Genomic DNA, 19,177 nt, shown 5'->3' on the forward strand with positions numbered 1-19,177 from the left:
ATATCATCCATTTTATACTCGCGCCGTATTCTCATTTAAAGGCATTACCGCGAGGGATATATGGAAAAAGGACAGGCATTACTCACCAGGGAAGGAAATAAGTTCGGCCTTTTTATTTCTCTGCTTCTGCTCTTGCTCGGCTGCATTCTGTTTTTCTTCTCTTTCGATCGGCAAATCGTTTCCATTCTTAAAACCACGCTGATGCATGAAATGGGCGTGGGCAATAAAGAGTATTCGCTGCTGATTACCGCTTTTATGCTGCCCTATATCGTGATGTATTTTTTCTCGGGCGCGCTGGTGGATAAATTCGGCAGCCGCTGCGTGCTGACCTTTTTAATGCTGCTAATGTCGATAGCCACGCTGATCACCGGCCTGGCGCATTCGCTGACCGGGATGCTGATTGGCCGCTTTATTCTTGGCATAGCGGAGTCCGGCGTCGTGCCCGCCTTGACGCTGGCGATATTTACCTGGTTTAGAGCGGAGCAGCGCGCTTTCGCTTTTCAGCTGACCAATATTATTCAGTCGCTGGGCCTGATCGTTGCGCCGCCTTTTATTGCCTGGGTCACGCTGGCGGGCGGCTGGCGCTGGGCATTCTTTATTCCGGCCGCGGCGGGCATCGTGGTCGGCCTGCTGTGGTTTCTGGCCAGCCGTCGCCAGCCGACGTCGGCGGAGCCGCTGCCGGAAAAAGAGGACGACCGCGTCTCCACGCTGCAACGCTATAAATTGGTGCTGGCTTCCGCGCCCGTCTGGACGCTGATTATCGCGCGGCTGCTGACCGATCCTTTCTGGTTCTTTTATCAATACTGGCAGATCGGCTTTATGCAGGAAAAGCTGGGGCTGAGCCTGGCACGCGTCGGCGAGCTGATGTGGTTTCCGCCGCTGGCGGCGGTGTTTGGCGTGCTGCTGGTGTGCCGGATCTCCGATCGGCTGGTGGCGCGCGGCGTCGAGCCAACCCGGGCGCGGCTGAATCTGATCTGGACGGTAACCTGTCTGGCGCCGCTGATTTTTTTACTGCCCACGGTACAAAACATCTGGCTGGCGGTAGGCATTATGACCGTGATTAATTTTATGTGCACCGCCTGGCTGAGCATGGTGACCATCATGATGGGCGGGCTGGTGCCGCGCGCGGCCATCGCTACCGCTATCGGCATCATGAGCGCGCTCGGCGGCATCAGCGCCATTCTCTTCAACGGCTTTGTCGGCACCATTATCGATGCCTTTGGCTATGCCGTACCGATCTATATCGGCGCGATGCTTCATCCCGCCGGTGCCATCGTGCTGGCCGTTTATTTCCTGCGCCGTAAAAATAATCAAGGAGAATGAAAGATGAGTACAGAGGTTCATGTCTCTGCCGTGGGTGAGGCCTGCGCAGATTTTAACGTGCTCTATTGCCTGCTGCATCATGAGGGGACGCTGTTTGCCGCCTGGTACGACGCCGCGCATCGCATCACCGTGGGATGCCGTCGTGCAGGCGTAGCGACATGGGAAACTTTTCAGCCGGAAGGCTTCTGGCTGGCGTCGCGCAACCGTGACGCCAACGTCACCGATTACGATTCACATAACTACCTGACGATGGCCATAGACAGCGAAGGCTACCTGCACCTTTCCGGCAATATGCATGTCGATCCGCTGATCTATTTTCGCTCTGAACGCCCGCTGGATATTTATTCGCTGCGCGTGGTCAGAGCGATGACCGGCGCACGTGAAGCGCGCACGACTTATCCGCTGTTTTTTAAAGACGCGCAGGGACGTTTACTGTTCCGCTATCGCGACGGCTGTAGCGGCAACGGCGACGATATCTATAACGTATATAATACGGCGCGGCGGCAGTGGTCGCGCCTGTTGGACACGCCGCTGCTGGACGGCGAAGGCTTACGCAACGGCTACGCGCGGCCGCCGGTAGCCGGGCCGGATGGCTGGTGGCATCTGGTCTGGATGTGGCGCGAAACCCCGTACTGTGAAACCAACAACAATTTATCCTATGCGCGAAGCCGCGACCTGCAACGCTGGGAAACCTCTGCCGGACAGCACCTGACGCTGCCCATCTCGCGGGAACGAGGCGAAATTGTTGATAGCGCCGGGGTTGGCGAAGGGCTGATTAATATGGTGCAGGAAATCGGTTTTGACAGTCAGGGAAGGCCGCTGCTGATTTATCACCGCTACGGCCAGAACGGCTGTTCTCAGGCTTATCTCGCCAGGCCGGACGGCACGGGAAACTGGCAGAGAAGCCAGCTCAGCCAGTGGCATTTCCGCTGGGATTTCAACGGGCCTGGTTCTATTCCGCCGGATCTTGTTTTGCAGCCGCCGCGCGTGACCGCCGAAGGCCAGCTGGAAGTGGCGTGGCGTTCGCTATGGAGCGGCGCAGGGCGCTGGCTGATTGATGAAGCATCCTTAACCGTGACGGCAACGCTCCCCGCCCGCGTAACGCTGCCGGAAACGCTATTGCGGCCGCGCCAGCAGCTGCATCCGCAGGCCGAGGTGCAGCTGCTGGCGGCGCAAAACAGCGACTATAGCCCGCAGCATCGCTACTGGCTGCGCTGGGAGGCGCTGCCGATCTGCCGCGACGAACCTTATCCGGCGACGGTGGCGCCGGGCAGGCTGGAACTGGTCGAAGCGCAGGGCTAACTGCTTTGGGCTTAACGGCACTGGCCGGGCGACAGGCCAAACTGCTTGCGAAACAGGCGGGAAAAATAGCTGACCTCGTTAAAGCCGACCCGCTTTCCCGCTTCGGAGATGGTCATATCACTGTATTGCAGGTGATATCTTGCCTGGAGCAGCCTGGTGGTGGTCAGATATTGCTGCGGCGAGACGCCCGTATAGTCGACAAACCCCCGTTGCAGCGTGCGGCGGGAAATCGCAAACGTCTGGCAGAGGCGCTCCATATCCAGCGGCTCGGCCAGATGACTATTCAGCCAGATAATAATCTGGCTGATGCGATCGTCGCTGGAGGCGAAATCCTGGGTTTTATAGCGCCACTGGTTCAGCGTATGCAGCGTTTCCAGAAAAATAGCTTCCTTATGGCTTTCGCCAAGCAGCTTGTTTTCGTACTTTGTGGCCGAATGCGCCATTAATCTGGCCATGATCTGCTTTATTACCCGTATATTTATCTGCCAGACGCGGCTTTCACCCGGCTGAATCAATAAGTGCTCAATATTTTTTAGGACGTTAAAACGATCGGGCGCCAGATAAAGTAAATTCACCTGCCTGATATTTTTCATCTCTTCGAAAAGGTGATAATCGTGACGGTTGAGATAACACAATGTGCCTGCGGTTAATAAGTAGGGTTTTTCATTAATAACGTGGATGCCGCTGCCTTTTTCCACCAGAAACAGTTCGCAATACTCATGCCGGTGCTCCTGACACAGGCTCTTTTCCGGCCGCCAGAAATGAAAAATAACTTTTTCATCGGGATGGCGGAAATGCGTCTCGCGTGGAAGCGTAATCGTCATGGCTTTATATCCTTATCGCGGGCGTCGTTTGCAAATAAATGGTCATCTTCAGCCAGGCTGCCCGCCCTGTAATTGCCGCCCATCACAAAATGGTAAAAAATTAACCCGCCTCGCGGCGGGAATAACTATTACGCCATCCCAACTCATCCGTTTGCGCTTTTGTACAAATCGGCATGATAGCCGTCACAGTTGGTTTTGCGTTGCCTGGAAAATTGCCGCTGCCGGAGCAGAATAGCGGCCAATTTTATTGTAAGGAGAACACGCATGTTTTTCTTTTATAAAGATTCACGGCAGGAAAGAGCGGGTGAAGGCGTCGCCCGTCGCGTGCTGGCGCACGGCGGCAAGCTGATGTGCGTGGAGGTCAGTTTTGAGCAGGGCGCGATTGGCCCGATGCACAGCCATCCTCATGAACAGCTAACCTGGGTGCGTTCCGGCGTCTTTCTGTTCACTATCGGTAAGGAACAGCGCGAGGTGAGAGCGGGCGACAGCTTATATAAGCAGCCGAATATACCGCATGGATGCGTCTGCCTGGAAAGCGGCGTGCTGATCGATCTCTTTACGCCACAGCGCGAAGACTTTTTGTAGCCCATCGCCGCCGCTGCTTTTTGCCCGGCACGGCAAACAGGATGCCGTGCCTTTTACCGCTTTCCTTTCTGCAACCTTCGCCTTTTTCCTGTTGCTTTTAGCACTTCACCTGCGATGATAGTCTACCAACAGGCAGCAATGATGAGCAGAACAAGCATGAAGAAGATGATTTGCCGGATGGCGCTGGCGCTGGCCGTGGTCAGCCTGGCGGGATGCGGACTGAAAGGCCCTCTCTATTTTCCAAAGCAGGAGCAGCCGCCAAAAAACGCCGGTGCGACGACACCGCCAAAAACCGCCAGCGGTACGGCGTCCGGCGCGCAGCAGCAGTCAACGACTACCGATGCGGAACAGCAATCGGCTCAGTAACTCATGACGCACTCGCTGGAGCCAAACATGCAGTTCTCCAAAATGCACGGTCTGGGCAATGACTTTATGGTGGTCGATGCCGTGACGCAAAACGTCTATTTTTCTCCTGAACTGATCCGGCGACTGGCGGATCGGCATCTGGGGATCGGCTTCGATCAGCTGCTGATCGTGGAACCGCCTTACGATCCCGACCTGGATTTTCACTACCGCATTTTCAACGCCGACGGCAGCGAAGTGGCACAGTGCGGCAACGGCGCGCGCTGTTTCGCCCGCTTTGTGCGTCTGAAAGGGCTGACCAATAAAAGCGAGATCCGCGTCAGCACGCAGACCGGGCGCATGGTGCTGAGCGTCACGCCGGATGAGCTGGTGTGCGTTAACATGGGCGAGCCCAATTTTGAGCCGCAGCAGGTGCCTTTTCGCGCTAACAAGGCGGAAAGCCTCTATCTGATGCGCGCGGCGGAGCAAACGGTGATGTGCGGCGTGGTATCGATGGGCAATCCGCATTGCGTATTACAGGTTGACAGCGTAAAAACGGCGCGAGTGGAAAGCTTAGGGCCGGTGCTGGAAAGCCACGAGCGTTTTCCCGAACGCGTTAACGTCGGCTTTATGGAAGTGGTCAGCCGCGAGCATATCCGCCTGCGCGTCTACGAGCGCGGCGCGGGCGAAACGCAGGCGTGCGGCAGCGGCGCCTGTGCGGCGGTAGCGGTCGGCATTCAGCAAACCCTGCTGGCGGAAAAGGTTCGCGTCGATCTGCCCGGCGGCAGCCTGCATATCGCCTGGAAAGGGCCGGGACATCCGCTCTATATGACCGGCCCGGCCACTCACGTTTACGACGGATTTATTCATCTATGAAACATGTCAGCGAGGCCGCCAGCGATATCCTGTTGGACGATCGCGCGGTGAGCGATTACCTGCTGCAAAACCCGGATTTCTTTATCCGCAACGCTCGCCAGGTCGAGCAAATGATTGTGCCGCATCCGGTACGCGGCACGGTTTCGCTGGTGGAGTGGCAGCTCAGCCGCCAGCGTCACCAGATTGCGCAGCTGGAAGAGGAAATAACGCTGCTGATGGAGCAGGCCAGCGCCAATCATCGGCTGTTCGAACAGCTGCTGACCTTGCAGACGCGGCTGGCGGCGGCCGACAGCCTGCACGAGATGCTGAACCGCCTGCATCGCTGGGCGCGCGAGCTGGGGCTGGCGGGCGCCAACGTGCGGCTGTTCAGCGAAAAGTGGCGGATTGGCGCACCGTCCGACTTCACGCAGCTGGCGCTGTCGCGGCAGGCGTTCGAGCCGGTACGCATTCAGCGTCTGGGCAAGCAGCAGCACTATCTGGGCAGCCTTAACGGCCCGGAACTGCTGCTGCTGCTGCCGCAGGCCAAAGCGGTCGGCTCGGTGGCGATGTCGCTGCTGGGCGAGCGCGGCGAGCTGGGCGTGCTGATCTTCAGCAGCCGCGACAGCCAGCACTATCAGTCCGGCATGGGCACGGTGCTGTTGCAGCACCTCTCGCATATGCTGCCGGAACTGCTGCAGCGCTGGGTGGAAAGGGCATGAACGCGTCTCCTCTACAGCCAGCCGTAGAGGGCTTCCTGCGCTACCTGAAAGTCGAGCGCCAGCTCAGCCCGCTCACGCAGATTAGCTACGAGCGGCAGCTGAGCGCCTGTATTATCCTGCTGGATGAGATGAAGCTTGCCGCCTGGGAGAAGCTGGACGCCGCCCAGGTACGCGCGCTGGCCGCACGCAGCCGCCGTGGCGGCCTTAAGCCCGCGAGCCTGGCGCTACGCCTTTCCGCGCTGCGCAGCTTTCTGGACTGGCAAATCAGCCAGGGCAAGCTGAAAGCCAACCCGGCCAAGGGCGTCGCCACGCCGCGCGCTTCCCGGCATCTGCCGAAAAATATCGATGTGGACGAGGTTAACCGCCTGCTGGATATCGATCTGAACGATCCGCTGGCGGTGCGCGATCGTGCCATGCTGGAAGTCATGTACGGCGCCGGGCTGCGCCTTTCTGAACTGGTCGGCATCGATATTTCCCATCTCGATCTGGCTTCCGGCGAAGTATGGGTTTCCGGCAAGGGCAGCAAAGAGCGCCGTCTGCCGATTGGCCGCATGGCGGTGGAATGGACGGAGCGCTGGCTGGCGCTGCGCGAGCTGTTCGCGCCATCCGATAACGCGCTGTTTCTGTCAAAACAGGGCAAGCGCATTTCCACCCGCAATGTGCAAAAGCGTTTTGCGGAGTGGGGCGTGAAGCAGGGGCTGTCCAGCCATATTCATCCGCACAAGCTGCGTCACTCCTTTGCGACGCATATGCTGGAGTCGAGCGGCGATTTGCGCGCGGTACAGGAGCTGCTGGGCCACGCCAATCTCACCACGACCCAAATCTATACCCACCTTGATTTTCAACATCTGGCCTCGGTTTACGATGCCGCGCATCCCCGTGCCAAACGAGGAAAAACCTGATGCATTTTTACCGTTCGCTGCGGCCGATCGCGGCCATGACCTTCGATCTGGACGATACGCTGTACGACAATCGGCCGGTAATCAGCCGCACCGCTAAAGAAACCCACGCGTTTTTGCAGGCCTATCATCCGGCGCTGAACGAGTTCAGCCCCTTACAGTATCAGCAGCTGCGCGACAGCCTGCTTGAGCAGGAGCCGGACATTTATCACGACGTCAGCGAATGGCGTCGCCGCGCGGTGGAGCTGGCAATGCTGAATAGCGGCCTTAGCGCGTCGGAAGCGGAAAAAGGCTCGCGCGCGGTGATGGCGCATTTCGCCCACTGGCGCAGCCAGATCGAGGTGCCGGCCGAAACGCACAGCACGCTGGCCGCACTGGCGGCGAAAATCCCGCTGGTGGCGATCACCAACGGCAACGCCGAGCCGCACCTGTTCGGGCTGGATAAATACTTTAAATTTATTCTGCGAGCCGGGCCGCACGGCCGCGCCAAGCCTTATCACGATATGTATCACCTGGCGGCAGAAAAGCTTAACCTGCCTTTACACAGCATTCTGCACGTGGGCGACGATCTCACGACGGACGTGGCTGGCGCGGTGCGCTGCGGGATGCAGGCGTGCTGGATCAACCTGCATCATCATAACCTGATGCAGGCCAGCGACAGCCGCCTGCTGCCCACGCTGGAAATTTCGCAGTTGGCATCCCTGACCGCGTTGTTATAATACGCTGGTTAAATATCCAGTGGAGCAACAGCTTCCCCTAACCTGACGGTGCTTATGGACGTTTCTGACCTTCTCGACGGCTTGAATGACAAACAACGCGAGGCCGTAGCCGCGCCGCGCAGCAATTTGCTGGTGCTTGCGGGGGCGGGCAGCGGCAAGACTCGCGTGCTGGTTCACCGCATCGCCTGGCTGCTGGGGGTTGAAAACTGTTCGCCTTACTCCATCATGGCCGTGACCTTTACCAACAAGGCCGCCGCCGAGATGCGCCACCGCATTGAGCAGCTGATCGGCACCAGCCAGGGCGGCATGTGGATCGGCACCTTCCACGGCCTGGCGCACCGCCTGCTGCGCGCGCACCACCTGGACGCCAACCTGCCGCAGGATTTTCAAATCCTCGACAGCGAAGATCAGATGCGCTTATTAAAACGCCTGATCAAAGCGATGAATCTGGATGAGAAGCAGTGGCCCGCCCGCCAGGCCATGTGGTACATCAACGGCAAAAAAGATGAAGGGCTGCGGCCAAAGCATATTGAGAGCTACGGCAATCCCGTTGAGCAGACGTGGCTGCGCATCTATCAGGCCTACCAGGAAGCCTGCGATCGCGCCGGGCTGGTGGATTTCGCCGAGCTGCTGCTGCGCGCGCACGAGCTGTGGCTGAACAAGCCGCATATCCTTAACCACTATCGCGAGCGCTTCACCAATATCCTGGTGGACGAATTTCAGGATACCAACAATATCCAGTATGCCTGGATCCGGATGCTGGCGGGCGACAGCGGAAAAGTGATCATCGTAGGCGACGACGATCAGTCGATTTACGGCTGGCGCGGCGCGCAGGTTGAGAACATCCAGCGCTTCCTTAACGATTTTCACGGCGCGCAGACCATCCGTCTGGAGCAGAACTACCGCTCCACCAACAATATTCTGAAGGCGGCCAACGCCCTGATCGCCAACAATAACGGTCGTCTGGGGAAAGAGCTGTGGACGGACGGCAGCGACGGCGAGCCGATCTCTATTTACTGTGCGTTCAACGAGCTGGATGAAGCCCGCTTCGTGGTGAACCGCATCAAGGTGTGGATGGAAAACGGCGGCGCGCTGAACGACTGCGCCATTCTCTATCGCAGCAACGCCCAGTCGCGCGTGCTGGAAGAAGCGCTGCTGCAAACCAGTATGCCTTACCGCATCTACGGCGGAATGCGCTTCTTCGAGCGTCAGGAAATCAAAGACTCGCTGGCCTATCTACGGCTGATCGCCAACCGTAACGACGACGCCGCTTTCGAGCGCGTGGTCAATACGCCGACTCGCGGCATTGGCGACCGCACGCTGGACGTGGTGCGGCAAACGGCGCGTGAGCGCCAGCTGACGCTGTGGCAGACCGCCCGCGTTCTGCTTCAGGAGAAAGCGCTGGCCGGTCGTGCCGCTTCGGCGCTGCAACGCTTTACCGAACTGGTGGACTCGCTGGCGCAGGAAACCAGCGAAATGCCGCTGCACGTGCAGACCGACCGGGTGATCAAAGATTCCGGCCTGTGGCTGATGTACGAGCAGGAAAAAGGCGAAAAGGGCCAGGCGCGTATCGAAAACCTTGAGGAACTGGTCAACGCCACGCGGCAGTACAGCTATCAGGATGAAGACGAAGACCTGATGCCGCTACAAGCGTTTCTTTCCCACGCGGCGCTGGAAGCGGGCGAAGGTCAGGCGGATAAATGGCAGGATGCGGTGCAGCTGATGACCATGCACGCGGCCAAAGGCCTGGAGTTCCGTCAGGTCTTTATCGTGGGGATGGAAGAAGGCATGTTCCCAAGCCAGATGTCGCTGGAAGAGGGCGGCAGGCTGGAGGAAGAGCGTCGCCTGGCCTATGTGGGCGTTACGCGCGCCATGCAGAAGCTGACGCTGACCTATGCGGAAACGCGTCGGCTGTATGGCAAAGAGGTGTATCACCGGCCATCGCGTTTTGTCGGCGAGCTGCCGGAAGAGTGCGTGGAGGAAGTGCGCCTGCGCGCCAGCGTCAGCCGTCCGGTCAACCATCAGCGAATGGGCACGCCAGTTACGCAAAACGACAGCGGCTTTGCGCTCGGCCAGCGCGTGCGCCACGCTAAATTCGGCGAGGGGACCATCGTCAATCTGGAAGGCAGCGGCGATCACAGCCGGTTACAGGTTGCTTTCCAGGGCCAGGGCATCAAATGGCTGGTGGCCGCCTACGCGAAGTTAGAAACGGTTTGATCCCGCTGCGGCGCGCCTAACCCCGCGCCGCCTTTACGGTTTTCCCCTTCACTGCTTCAACGTCGCCCGCGCGCTTTCTCAGGCAGTCGGCGGGGATGCCCGTGCCTGCCGCTTCGTTTCTCCCGGCTGGCTGTTGACGCCATTTTCAGCACAGCGTAACATGCGCGCACTATCACCCTCAGAGGACATTCGCCTTGGACACACCCAGTAGATACTGGCTCATTGACCTGGAAAACAGGTACAACTCCTAAGGCTATCCTCCTCTGCCGATAGCCTTCGTGGTTGTTGGCGACCCGCATCCCGCTTCGCTCTGAGTCAGATTCCCCGTGTTCAGGCGCGTCCCACGCTATGACGAATTGGGAGTACAGCTATGCTGAGCGCATTTAAACTTGATCAAAGCCGCCTTGCCCGCCTGGAGCTGGAAGAAACCACGGACGAACTGTCCAGTTCGGTCTGGGTCGATCTGATCGAACCAGAAGAAAATGAGCGCGATCGCGTGCAGAACGAGCTGGGCCAAAGCCTGGCGACCCGTCCCGAGCTGGAAGATATCGAGGCCTCCGCACGCTTTTTTGAAGATGAAGACGGTCTGCATATCCACTCCTTTTTCTTCTACGAAGATGCAGAAGATCACGCGGGCAACTCCACCGTAGCCTTTACCATCCGCGACGGCCGCCTCTATACGCTGCGCGAGCGCGAACTGCCCGCGTTCCGTCTTTACCGTATGCGCGCGCGTAACCAGGTTCTGACCGACGGCAACGCGTATGAGCTGCTGCTGGATCTGTTTGAAACCAAAATCGAACAGCTGGCGGACGAAATCGAAAACATTTACAGCGATCTGGAAAAGCTCAGCCGCGTGATTATGGAAGGCCAGCAGGGCGATGAGTTCGATGCCGCGCTCTCCACGCTGGCCGAGCTGGAAGATATTGGCTGGAAGGTGCGCCTGTGCCTGATGGATACCCAGCGCGCGTTAAACTTCCTGGTGCGCAAGGCGCGTCTGCCGGGCAATCAGCTGGAGCAGGCGCGCGAGATCCTGCGCGATATCGAATCGCTGCTGCCGCATAACGAATCGCTGTTCCAGAAGGTCAACTTCCTGATGCAGGCGGCGATGGGCTTTATCAATATCGAGCAGAACCGCATTATCAAAATCTTCTCGGTGGTATCGGTCGTGTTTCTGCCGCCAACGCTGGTGGCTTCCAGCTACGGCATGAACTTTGAGTTTATGCCGGAGCTGAAGTGGAGCTTCGGCTATCCGGGCGCTATCTGCCTGATGATCCTGGCGGGCCTGGCGCCTTACGCCTATTTCAAGCGTAAAAACTGGCTGTAGCAGACGATAAGAGAGCGTTCGAGGACGCTCTCCACTCTCAGGCAAGCTTGATCAACACCATGCCGACCAGCAGTACGAGCAGGCCGAACCAGCCGCGACGGTTCAGACGCTGACCGAACAGTATCCAGCCCGCCGTCGCCGTGGCGACGATGCCGAAGCCTCCCCACAGCGCATAGGCTACCGACAGATCGATACCTTTAACCGCCTGCGCCAGCGCGCTAAAGGCCGCCAGTACGGCAACAATCGACGACAGGCCATACAGCGGGCGGCGAAAGCCGTTCGAATATTTAAGAAAAATATTGGCTAAAATTTCCAGCACCACGGCGAGCGCCAGCCAGGCAATATGCGTCCCGTTAAGCGGCAGCATGGCTGGCCTCCTTGCGGCTTATCGTCCCCGACTTCACCAGGGCAATACCGGTCACCAGCGTCGCCAGTCCGGCCACTTTCATCAGGGGCAGCGCCTCGTCAAACAGCATGACGCTGAACAGCGTAATACACAGCACGCCGACGCCTTCCCAAATAGCATAGGCCACGCCCAGCGCAATTTTTTTAACGGCGAAACACAAAGTAATATAAGAAAGGGCGATCATTGCCAGCATAAAAAAATAACCGGCAGCGTGGCCGTTAAGGCTGGCCCATTTCATGGCCAGCGTGCCAACAATTTCAAAAACGATGGCAAGCGCCAATAATAACCAATAAAACATTTTCTCTCTCCGGAAACAGAAATAATTAGCGCAATCGATGCGCGGCAGAAAATCCGTAGAGAGTGCGCTACAGCGCGAAACGCCAGTGCTGGTCAGCGACGGGACGGCAGGCAAGCCGGAGGGGGGAAAATGCAGGAAGTATCAGGGAAATGAACAAACTGTCCATAGATTTACAACTCATCCACGCTATTGCTTCTCATCCTGGTGGAGTGAATATTGTCCTCAGTAGTTAAACACGCGTCTATTCTGGCATTATCCTGACGTACTGTGCCAAAATATTTGCACTGATTTACGATGGGTACGTCAGGTTATAAAGTTTTTACTTAAGTGTTACTTTCCCCGGCCAGGCAAACCGGGGAAAGCAATTAACGGTCAGACCTCGGCGGGCCGCCTGCGTTTTAACGTTATAAGCGCATCGAAAATAAATAAGGCCAGCGCCGCCCAGATAAAGCTGAACGTCACCACTTTATCCGGCGTCATTTTCTCACCGTAAAAGATCACCGCCAGCAGGAACATCAGCGTTGGGCCAAGATACTGGAAAAACCCAACGGTAGAGAGGCGCAGGCGCGTGCAGGCGGCGGTAAACAGCATCAGCGGCACGGTGGTTATCACGCCAGCAGCGATCAGCAGCAGGTTTAACGACGAGGGATTCTGCGTCAGATGGCTGGTGCTGCTGTCCGCAATGCCGAAAAGATAAATAGCGGCGAAGGGCAACAGCCAGCTGGTTTCAATCATCATACCGGTCTGCGCGTCGACGGCGATTTTTTTGCGCATCAGGCCGTACAGCGAAAAGGTCACCGCCAGACCCAGCGCAATGACCGGCACCGACCCAAATTTCCAGAGTTGGATAATCACGCCGCAGACGGCCAGCGCCACCGCCAGCCATTGCAGACGCCGGAAGCGTTCGCCCAGAAACAGCATCCCTACCAGCACGTTTAACAGCGGGTTGATAAAATAGCCCAGGCTGGCTTCGAGAATATGCTGGTTATTCACCGCCCAGATAAAGATCAGCCAGTTGCTGCACACCAGCGTGGCGGAAACCGCCAGCAGCAGCACCTTCTTCGGCGTTTTAAAAATCGCTTTTACGTTGCCCCAGCTGCGGCTGACGCTCAGCAACAGCAGCATAAAAAAGAACGACCAGATCACCCGATGGGTGATGATTTCGCCCGGTGCGACCTGCTGAAGAAGCTTGAAATAGGCAGGTGCTATGCCCCAGATAAAATAAGCGCCGAGGGCATAAAAAATGCCCTGACGAGTTTGCTGCGCATCCATGTAACATCACTCCGTTAATGTTGGGAAATCAACCTACAAGATAGGTTGCCGTAGTGCTGGCAATATAAAGACCAGCGTCATTATGCAGCTCAACCCGTGCCACCGCGACCTTATTGCCGCCGCGCAGCAGGCTACTGGTCGCGATAAAGCGTTCGCCCCGGCCGGGCCGCAGGTAGTCGACCCGCAGATCGATAGTGCCCATGCGCGACAGGCGCTGCCGCAGCTCTTCTTCCGTAATGGTTTCCTGGCGGGTCAGCGAGCTGCTGACGCAGACCAGACCGGCCGCCACGTCCAGTACGGCCGCAATCACGCCGCCGTGCAGAATCTTTTGTGCGATGTTGCCCACCAGCTGCGGCTGGTTTGCGAAGCTCAGCTCCGCATAATCCGGCTCCAGCCGATCCAGCGTGAGGCCAAGCGTGCGGTTAAACGGCATATCATAAACAAAGATGTCGCCAATCAGGCGGCGAGCGGCCTGCCGATCGAGCGGCGCAGATGAAGTCATAGCAAAATTCCTTTACAACGTAAGTCGCTTATCAGATTGACTATTTTTATCCGTTGTTAACGGGTCGTTTACTTTACAAAAACAGCACTAATGCCGACCAGCAATTCTGTGTAGAATGGCGTGCTTTTTATCCATCACCCTTATCAGTTCTGGAGAATCTTATGTCGATGCTGAAAGGCCCGCTGGCTGCAGCGCTCCTTTTTCCCTGTCTGACCCTGGCGCAAGAGGCTCAGGTCACAGAGGTGCATGACCAGCCCGCGGTGCGTGGCAGTATTATTGCTAATCTTCTGGAAAAGCATGACAACCCTTTTGTGCTTTTTCCTTATGAAAGCAACTATCTGCTGTACACCGATACCAGCAACATCAACAAAGAGGCGATTGATTCCTATAACTGGTCGAATAAGGCGAAGCACGATGAGGTAAAATTCCAGCTGAGCCTGGCCTTTCCTCTCTGGCGGGGCATTTTAGGTGACAACTCGGTGCTTGCCGCCTCTTATACTCAGTCCTCCTGGTGGCAGCTCTCTAACCGTGGCGCCTCGTCGCCGTTCCGTGAAACGGATTATCAGCCGCAGATTTTCCTGGGCTGGGCCACCGACTACAGCTTCGCCGGCTGGACGTTGCGCGATGTGGAGCTGGGCCTGAACCACCAGTCCAACGGCCGCTCGGAGCCGACCTCCCGCAGCTGGAACCGCGTTTACGCTCGCCTGATGGCGCAGAACGGCAACTGGATGGTGGAAGCCAAACCCTGGTATCGCCTTCCGGAAGGTGAAAATGATGACGATAACCCTGATATCACTAAGTACATGGGGTATTATCGCATGACGGTCGGCTATCAGCTGGGCGAAAGCGTCTTCAGCCTCCAGGGCAACTACAACTGGAACAGCGGTTTCGGCGGCGCGCAGGCAGGCTGGAGCTACCCGATTACCGAACATGTCCGTTTCTATACGCAAGTCTTTAGCGGCTATGGTGAATCATTGATTGACTATAACCATCGTCAGACCAGGGTCGGCGTCGGCGTCATTCTGAACGACCTGTTTTAATGCTTTCCGGGCGGCCATCACGCGTCGCCCGCCATCAAGTTGGAGTACACGTGTCTACGGCTGCAGTGATCAATCAGGAGATGCTGACGCAACAGGTTTTGCAGGAAACCTTCGGCTATCAGCAATTTCGTCCGGGGCAGCAAACTATTATTCAGGCGTCGCTGAAAGGGCGCGACTGTCTGGTGGTCATGCCGACCGGCGGCGGCAAATCGCTTTGCTATCAGATCCCAGCGCTGGTGCGCGAAGGGCTGACGCTGGTGGTGTCGCCGCTGATCTCGTTGATGAAGGATCAGGTCGACCAGCTGCTGGCTAACGGCGTGGCCGCCGCCTGTCTGAACTCAACGCAGACGCGGGAAGAGCAGCATGAGGTCTTCGCTGGCTGCCGCACGGGCCGGATCAAGCTGCTTTATATCGCGCCTGAACGCCTGATGATGGATAACTTCCTGGATAATCTGGCGCACTGGAATCCGGCGATGCTGGCCGTAGACGAGGCCCACTGTATTTCGCAATGGGGCCACGATTTCCGTCCGGAATACGGCGCGCTGGGCCAGCTGCGTCAGCGGCTGCCGGACGTGCCGGTGATGGCGCTGACCGCCACCGCCGACGAAACCACCCGTAACGATATCGCGCGCCTGCTCCAGCTTGACGATCCGCTGATCCAGGTCAGCAGCTTCGACCGTCCCAATATCCGCTATACGCTGGTGGAAAAATTCAAACCGACGGATCAGCTGATCCGCTACGTGCAGGATCAGCGCGGCAAATGCGGCATCATCTACTGCAACAGCCGCGCGAAGGTGGAAGACACCGCCGCGCGTTTGCAAAGCCGTGGCCTGAGCGTCGGCGCCTATCATGCCGGAATGGATAACGTGCATCGCGCCCGCGTGCAGGAAGCCTTCCAGCGTGACGATCTCCAGATCGTCGTCGCCACGGTCGCCTTCGGCATGGGCATCAACAAGCCCAACGTGCGCTTTGTGGTGCACTTTGATATCCCACGCAATATCGAATCCTACTATCAGGAAACGGGCCGCGCCGGGCGCGACGGCCTGCCGGCGGAGGCGCTGATGCTGTACGATCCGGCCGATATGGCCTGGCTGCGCCGCTGCCTGGAAGAGAAAGCGCCGGGGCCGTTGCAGGATATTGAACGCCACAAGCTGAACGCGATGGGCGCTTTTGCGGAAGCGCAGACCTGCCGCCGTCTGGTGCTGCTGAACTACTTTGGCGAAGGGCGGCAGCAGCCCTGCGACAACTGCGATATCTGTCTCGATCCGCCGCGTCGTTACGACGGCACGGTAGAGGCGCAAAAGGCGCTTTCCTGCATTTATCGTGTCGGCCAGCGGTTTGGCATGGGCTACGTGGTGGAGGTGCTGCGCGGTGCCAACAATCAGCGTATTCGCGATATGCAGCACGACAAGCTGCCGGTTTACGGCATTGGCCGCGATCAGAGCCACGAGCACTGGATAAGCGTGATCCGTCAACTTATTCATCTGGGCTTTGCGACACAAAATATTGCGATGCATTCCGCGCTTCAGTTAACGGAAGCGGCGCGTCCCCTGCTGCGTGGCGAAGTGCCGTTGCTGCTGGCGGTGCCGCGCATGGTCAGCGTCAAGCCGCGCAACAGCAATCAGAAATCGTTTGGCGGCAACTACGATCGCAAGCTGTTCGCCAAGCTGCGTAAGCTGCGTAAAGCCATTGCCGATGAAGAGAACATTCCGCCTTACGTGGTGTTTAACGACGCCACGCTGATAGAAATGGCCGAGCAGATGCCGCTGACCGCCTCAGAAATGCTGAGCGTCAACGGCGTCGGTCAGCGCAAGCTGGAGCGCTTCGGCAAGCCGTTTATGGTGATGATCCGCGAGCACGTCGACGGCGAAGAGTAGGCCGGGCGTGCGGCCGGAGAACGGGGAAGACGCGGGCTGGCATGGACGGCGCGTCCTCCATGCCAGCCTTTAATGCATCAGGCAATACGCCGGGCGGAAGCCAGCAGCGCGCCGACCGCCATAAACATGCCGCCAAACAGGCGGTTTAACAGCTTCATCTGTTTTGGCCCTTTAATCCAGGCCGCAATCCGCTGCGCCAGCGTGGCGTAGCCGATCATCACGATGATATCGACCACCACCGTCGTCACGCCCAGCACCAGATACTGCATCGCCTGCGGCTGGTGCGGGATGATAAACTGCGGAAAGAGCGCCGCCAGAAAAACAATGCTTTTTGGGTTGGTCAGGTTCACCAGCACCGCACGCTTAAACAGCCTGCGGCGCGGCATCGCTTTGGCGACCGCCTGAAGATCTATCGCGCCTGCCGAGCGCCACTGCTGGATGCCCAGCCAGATCAGGTAAGCCGCGCCCGCCCATTTCAGCACTTCAAAAGCCAGCACGGATTGGGAAAACAGCGCGCCCAGGCCGATGCCAACCAGCAGAATATGCACCGCCAGCCCAACCTGCAGGCCGGAAATAGAGGCCGCCGCGCCGCGATAGCCGTGGCTGATGCCGGTACTCATGGTATTGATTGCGCCGGAACCCGGCGAAAGGCTTAAGATGCTGGTCGTTAACAGATAGGCCAGCCACCACTGCATGGTCATTGGGTCAGACTCCCTGATAGCACAGAAGTATGACACAATACGCCATTGCGGCTGCGCAGGCTACGGGGCCGGGCGGAATGTGAAAAAAGCGGAGGTCGGGTCAATGAAAAAGCATGGCTGGCGAAATCGTGAAAAAGCTTTTGCCGCTTTCGCCACCGGCCCGCTGCTGGATTTCTGGCGGCGGCGGGAAGAAGACGAGTTTATCGGCGTGGAAAACGTGCCCATTCGCTACGTTCGCTTCACGTCATCGCAACACAACCGCGTTATCCTGATTTGCCCCGGACGTATCGAAAGCTACGTAAAATATCCGGAGCTGGCCTACGACCTGTTTCACTGCGGCTATGATGTGATTATTGTCGATCATCGCGGGCAGGGCCGTTCCGGCAGGCTGCTGCAGGATAGCCATCGCGGCCATGTGGAGCTGTTCGACCACTATGTTGAAGATCTGGAGACGCTCTATCTGAAAGCGATCCTCAGCCGTCACTATCAGCATCGCTATGCGCTGGCGCACTCAATGGGCGGCGCGATCCTGACGCTGATGCTGGCCAGGCAGCCGCAGGCCTTTAACGCCGTGGCGCTGGCCGCGCCGATGTTCGGGATCTTCCTGCCGATGCCGCTGTGGATGACGCACTGTATTCTGAACTGGGCGGAAAAGCGTCCCGTGGTGCGCGACGGTTACGCGATCGGCACCGGCCAGTGGCAGCCCAGGCCGTTCGGGATGAACCAGCTGACCCACAGCCGCGAGCGCTACCGGCGCAACCTGCGCTTTTACGCCGACGATCCGGGGCTGCGCGTCGGCGGGCCGACTTATCACTGGGTCAGAGAAGGCATTCTGGCCGGCAAAAACATTCTGGCTCAGGCAAAAGAGATAAAGACGCCGCTGCTGCTGTTACAGGCCAGCGCGGATAAGGTGGTGGATAACCGCGCTCAGGATCTCTTTTGCCAGGCCATGAAAGCGGCGGGAAACCCCTGCGAGGGCCCGCTGATTATCGCAGGCGCGCGTCATGAGATCTTGTTTGAAAAAGACAGCATGCGCGCCGAGGCGCTGGAGGCCATTACGGCGTTTTTTGCCCGGCATCCCTGATTTTACTGCTCAGATATAGCAACCGTAGCTCACCATTAACAGAGGTTTTATGTACCCGATTGTTGCTTCCGATCTCGACGGCACGCTGCTGTCGCCGGATCACCGTTTATCCGCTTTCGCCCGTGAAACGCTCCAGCTGCTGACGCAAAAGGGCGTCCATTTTGTGTTCGCCACCGGTCGCCATCACATTGATGTCGGGCAGATGCGTGACAGCCTGGGTATTGATGCCTATATGATCACCTCGAACGGCGCGCGCGTGCACAATACCGCAGGCGAGCTGATCTTCAGCCATAACCTGGAAGAAGACATTGCCCGTGAGCTTTTTGCTTTGCATCACAGCCACCAGGATATCTATACCAACGTCTACCGCGATGAAGAGTGGTTCCTTAACCGCCACCGCCCGGAAGAGATGGATTTTTTCCGCGAGTCCAATTTTAACTACCAGACCTATCAGCCGGATTCGCTGCCAACCGACGGCATCAGCAAAGTGTTCTTTACCTGCGCTAAGCCGGAACTGCTGATCCCGCTGGAAGAGGCGCTGATGGCGCGCTGGGGCGATCGGGTTAACGTCAGCTTCTCGCTGCCGACCTGTCTGGAAGTGATGGCGGGCGGCGTTTCCAAAGGCCACGCGCTGGACGCGGTTTCCCGACTGCTGGGCTTTACGCTGGCGGACTGCATCTCTTTTGGTGACGGCATGAACGACAAAGAGATGCTGAACATGGCGGGCAAAGGCTGCATCATGAGCAACTCGCATCAGCGCCTGAAGGATCTGCTGCCGGAACTGGAAGTGATTGGCAGCAATGCGGATAACGCGGTGCCGAACTATCTGCGCAAGCTCTACAACGTCTGAAGCCGGTAAAAGCCGCCTCTGGTTACAGAGGCGGCAAC

The 19,177-nt window shown here is 58.0% G+C and carries 21 protein-coding genes; 15 read left to right on the top strand and 6 right to left on the bottom strand.

Going from position 1 to position 19,177, the window contains the following annotated elements; translation table 11 throughout:
* Positions 1–60 precede the first annotated feature (60 nt).
* Positions 61–1,323, top strand: a complete 1,263-nt coding sequence (locus QZH36_RS20710) for an MFS transporter (RefSeq protein ID WP_253457226.1) — start codon at positions 61–63, stop codon at positions 1,321–1,323.
* A 3-nt stretch (positions 1,324–1,326) separates the two neighbouring features.
* A complete protein-coding gene (locus QZH36_RS20715; RefSeq protein WP_301731019.1) occupies positions 1,327–2,625 on the top strand; it encodes a BNR repeat-containing protein in 1,299 nt (432 codons plus the stop codon).
* Between the two features lie 11 nt (positions 2,626–2,636).
* Here the strand turns inward: QZH36_RS20715 and QZH36_RS20720 are convergent, their stop codons facing one another.
* On the bottom strand, positions 2,637–3,449 hold the full coding sequence (locus QZH36_RS20720; protein ID WP_253457230.1) for a helix-turn-helix domain-containing protein: 813 nt from the start codon (positions 3,447–3,449) through the stop codon (positions 2,637–2,639).
* Positions 3,450–3,713: 264 nt separating this feature from the next.
* Between QZH36_RS20720 and QZH36_RS20725 the strand changes: the two genes are divergently transcribed.
* The 9 genes from QZH36_RS20725 (at position 3,714) to corA (ending at position 11,109) form a co-directional block, all read left to right on the top strand.
* Positions 3,714–4,034 carry a cupin domain-containing protein gene (locus tag QZH36_RS20725; protein ID WP_301253042.1) on the top strand — a complete coding sequence of 107 codons (321 nt, stop codon included), beginning with the start codon at positions 3,714–3,716 and terminating at the stop codon, positions 4,032–4,034.
* A gap of 156 nt (positions 4,035–4,190) precedes the next feature.
* Positions 4,191–4,400 (top strand): LPS translocon maturation chaperone LptM, encoded by a 210-nt coding sequence (gene lptM / locus QZH36_RS20730; protein WP_253461191.1) that lies wholly within the window; start codon positions 4,191–4,193, stop codon positions 4,398–4,400.
* Between the two features lie 27 nt (positions 4,401–4,427).
* Positions 4,428–5,252, top strand: coding sequence for a diaminopimelate epimerase (gene dapF, locus QZH36_RS20735; RefSeq protein WP_253457236.1), 825 nt, complete (start codon positions 4,428–4,430; stop codon positions 5,250–5,252).
* Positions 5,249–5,950, top strand: coding sequence for a DUF484 domain-containing protein (locus QZH36_RS20740; protein ID WP_253457239.1), 702 nt, complete (start codon positions 5,249–5,251; stop codon positions 5,948–5,950). The genes dapF and QZH36_RS20740 overlap by 4 nt, the downstream gene beginning before the upstream one ends.
* Positions 5,947–6,852 carry a tyrosine recombinase XerC gene (gene xerC, locus QZH36_RS20745; protein ID WP_253457242.1) on the top strand — a complete coding sequence of 302 codons (906 nt, stop codon included), beginning with the start codon at positions 5,947–5,949 and terminating at the stop codon, positions 6,850–6,852. Before QZH36_RS20740 ends, xerC begins: the two co-directional genes overlap by 4 nt.
* Positions 6,852–7,568, top strand: coding sequence for a 5-amino-6-(5-phospho-D-ribitylamino)uracil phosphatase YigB (gene yigB / locus QZH36_RS20750; RefSeq protein ID WP_301731021.1), 717 nt, complete (start codon positions 6,852–6,854; stop codon positions 7,566–7,568). The genes xerC and yigB overlap by 1 nt, the downstream gene beginning before the upstream one ends.
* A 54-nt stretch (positions 7,569–7,622) precedes the next feature.
* Positions 7,623–9,785 (top strand): DNA helicase II, encoded by a 2,163-nt coding sequence (gene uvrD / locus QZH36_RS20755; protein ID WP_253457248.1) that lies wholly within the window; start codon positions 7,623–7,625, stop codon positions 9,783–9,785.
* Between the two features lie 194 nt (positions 9,786–9,979).
* Positions 9,980–10,036 carry a YsgD/CorL family protein gene (gene ysgD, locus QZH36_RS21440; protein WP_367317867.1) on the top strand — a complete coding sequence of 19 codons (57 nt, stop codon included), beginning with the start codon at positions 9,980–9,982 and terminating at the stop codon, positions 10,034–10,036.
* A 119-nt stretch (positions 10,037–10,155) separates the two neighbouring features.
* On the top strand, positions 10,156–11,109 hold the full coding sequence (gene corA, locus QZH36_RS20760; RefSeq protein WP_253457251.1) for a magnesium/cobalt transporter CorA: 954 nt from the start codon (positions 10,156–10,158) through the stop codon (positions 11,107–11,109).
* Positions 11,110–11,146: 37 nt separating this feature from the next.
* Here corA and mdtI read toward each other — a convergent pair whose 3' ends face one another.
* From mdtI to QZH36_RS20780, 4 genes are all read right to left on the bottom strand, one after another.
* A complete protein-coding gene (mdtI, locus tag QZH36_RS20765) occupies positions 11,147–11,476 on the bottom strand; it encodes a multidrug/spermidine efflux SMR transporter subunit MdtI (RefSeq protein WP_301731022.1) in 330 nt (109 codons plus the stop codon).
* The gene (gene mdtJ, locus QZH36_RS20770) at positions 11,463–11,813 is read right to left on the bottom strand and encodes a multidrug/spermidine efflux SMR transporter subunit MdtJ (protein ID WP_253457255.1); all 351 of its coding nucleotides are present in this window, start codon (positions 11,811–11,813) and stop codon (positions 11,463–11,465) included. The genes mdtI and mdtJ overlap by 14 nt, the downstream gene beginning before the upstream one ends.
* A 372-nt stretch (positions 11,814–12,185) precedes the next feature.
* Positions 12,186–13,085, bottom strand: a complete 900-nt coding sequence (gene rarD / locus QZH36_RS20775; protein ID WP_253457257.1) for an EamA family transporter RarD — start codon at positions 13,083–13,085, stop codon at positions 12,186–12,188.
* A gap of 28 nt (positions 13,086–13,113) precedes the next feature.
* Positions 13,114–13,587 (bottom strand): thioesterase family protein, encoded by a 474-nt coding sequence (locus QZH36_RS20780; protein ID WP_125290702.1) that lies wholly within the window; start codon positions 13,585–13,587, stop codon positions 13,114–13,116.
* Between the two features lie 161 nt (positions 13,588–13,748).
* Here QZH36_RS20780 and pldA point away from each other — a divergent pair, with 161 nt between their 5' ends.
* Positions 13,749–14,627, top strand: a complete 879-nt coding sequence (pldA, locus tag QZH36_RS20785; protein ID WP_253457259.1) for a phospholipase A — start codon at positions 13,749–13,751, stop codon at positions 14,625–14,627.
* Between the two features lie 50 nt (positions 14,628–14,677).
* Complete coding sequence (recQ, locus tag QZH36_RS20790; RefSeq protein WP_301731025.1) at positions 14,678–16,504, top strand: ATP-dependent DNA helicase RecQ; 1,827 nt, start codon at positions 14,678–14,680, stop codon at positions 16,502–16,504.
* 77 nt (positions 16,505–16,581) lie between these two features.
* Here recQ and rhtB read toward each other — a convergent pair whose 3' ends face one another.
* Positions 16,582–17,205 carry a homoserine/homoserine lactone efflux protein gene (gene rhtB / locus QZH36_RS20795; protein ID WP_125290699.1) on the bottom strand — a complete coding sequence of 208 codons (624 nt, stop codon included), beginning with the start codon at positions 17,203–17,205 and terminating at the stop codon, positions 16,582–16,584.
* Positions 17,206–17,308: 103 nt separating this feature from the next.
* Between rhtB and pldB the strand changes: the two genes are divergently transcribed.
* Together pldB and yigL are read left to right on the top strand one after the other, a co-directional pair.
* A complete protein-coding gene (pldB, locus tag QZH36_RS20800; RefSeq protein WP_253457263.1) occupies positions 17,309–18,289 on the top strand; it encodes a lysophospholipase L2 in 981 nt (326 codons plus the stop codon).
* Positions 18,290–18,338: 49 nt separating this feature from the next.
* Complete coding sequence (yigL, locus tag QZH36_RS20805) at positions 18,339–19,139, top strand: sugar/pyridoxal phosphate phosphatase YigL (RefSeq protein WP_253457265.1); 801 nt, start codon at positions 18,339–18,341, stop codon at positions 19,137–19,139.
* Positions 19,140–19,177: the final 38 nt, after the last annotated feature.

Origin of the sequence: Erwinia wuhanensis (genome assembly GCF_030484085.1) — a bacterium.
GTDB lineage: Bacteria > Pseudomonadota > Gammaproteobacteria > Enterobacterales > Enterobacteriaceae > Erwinia > Erwinia aeris.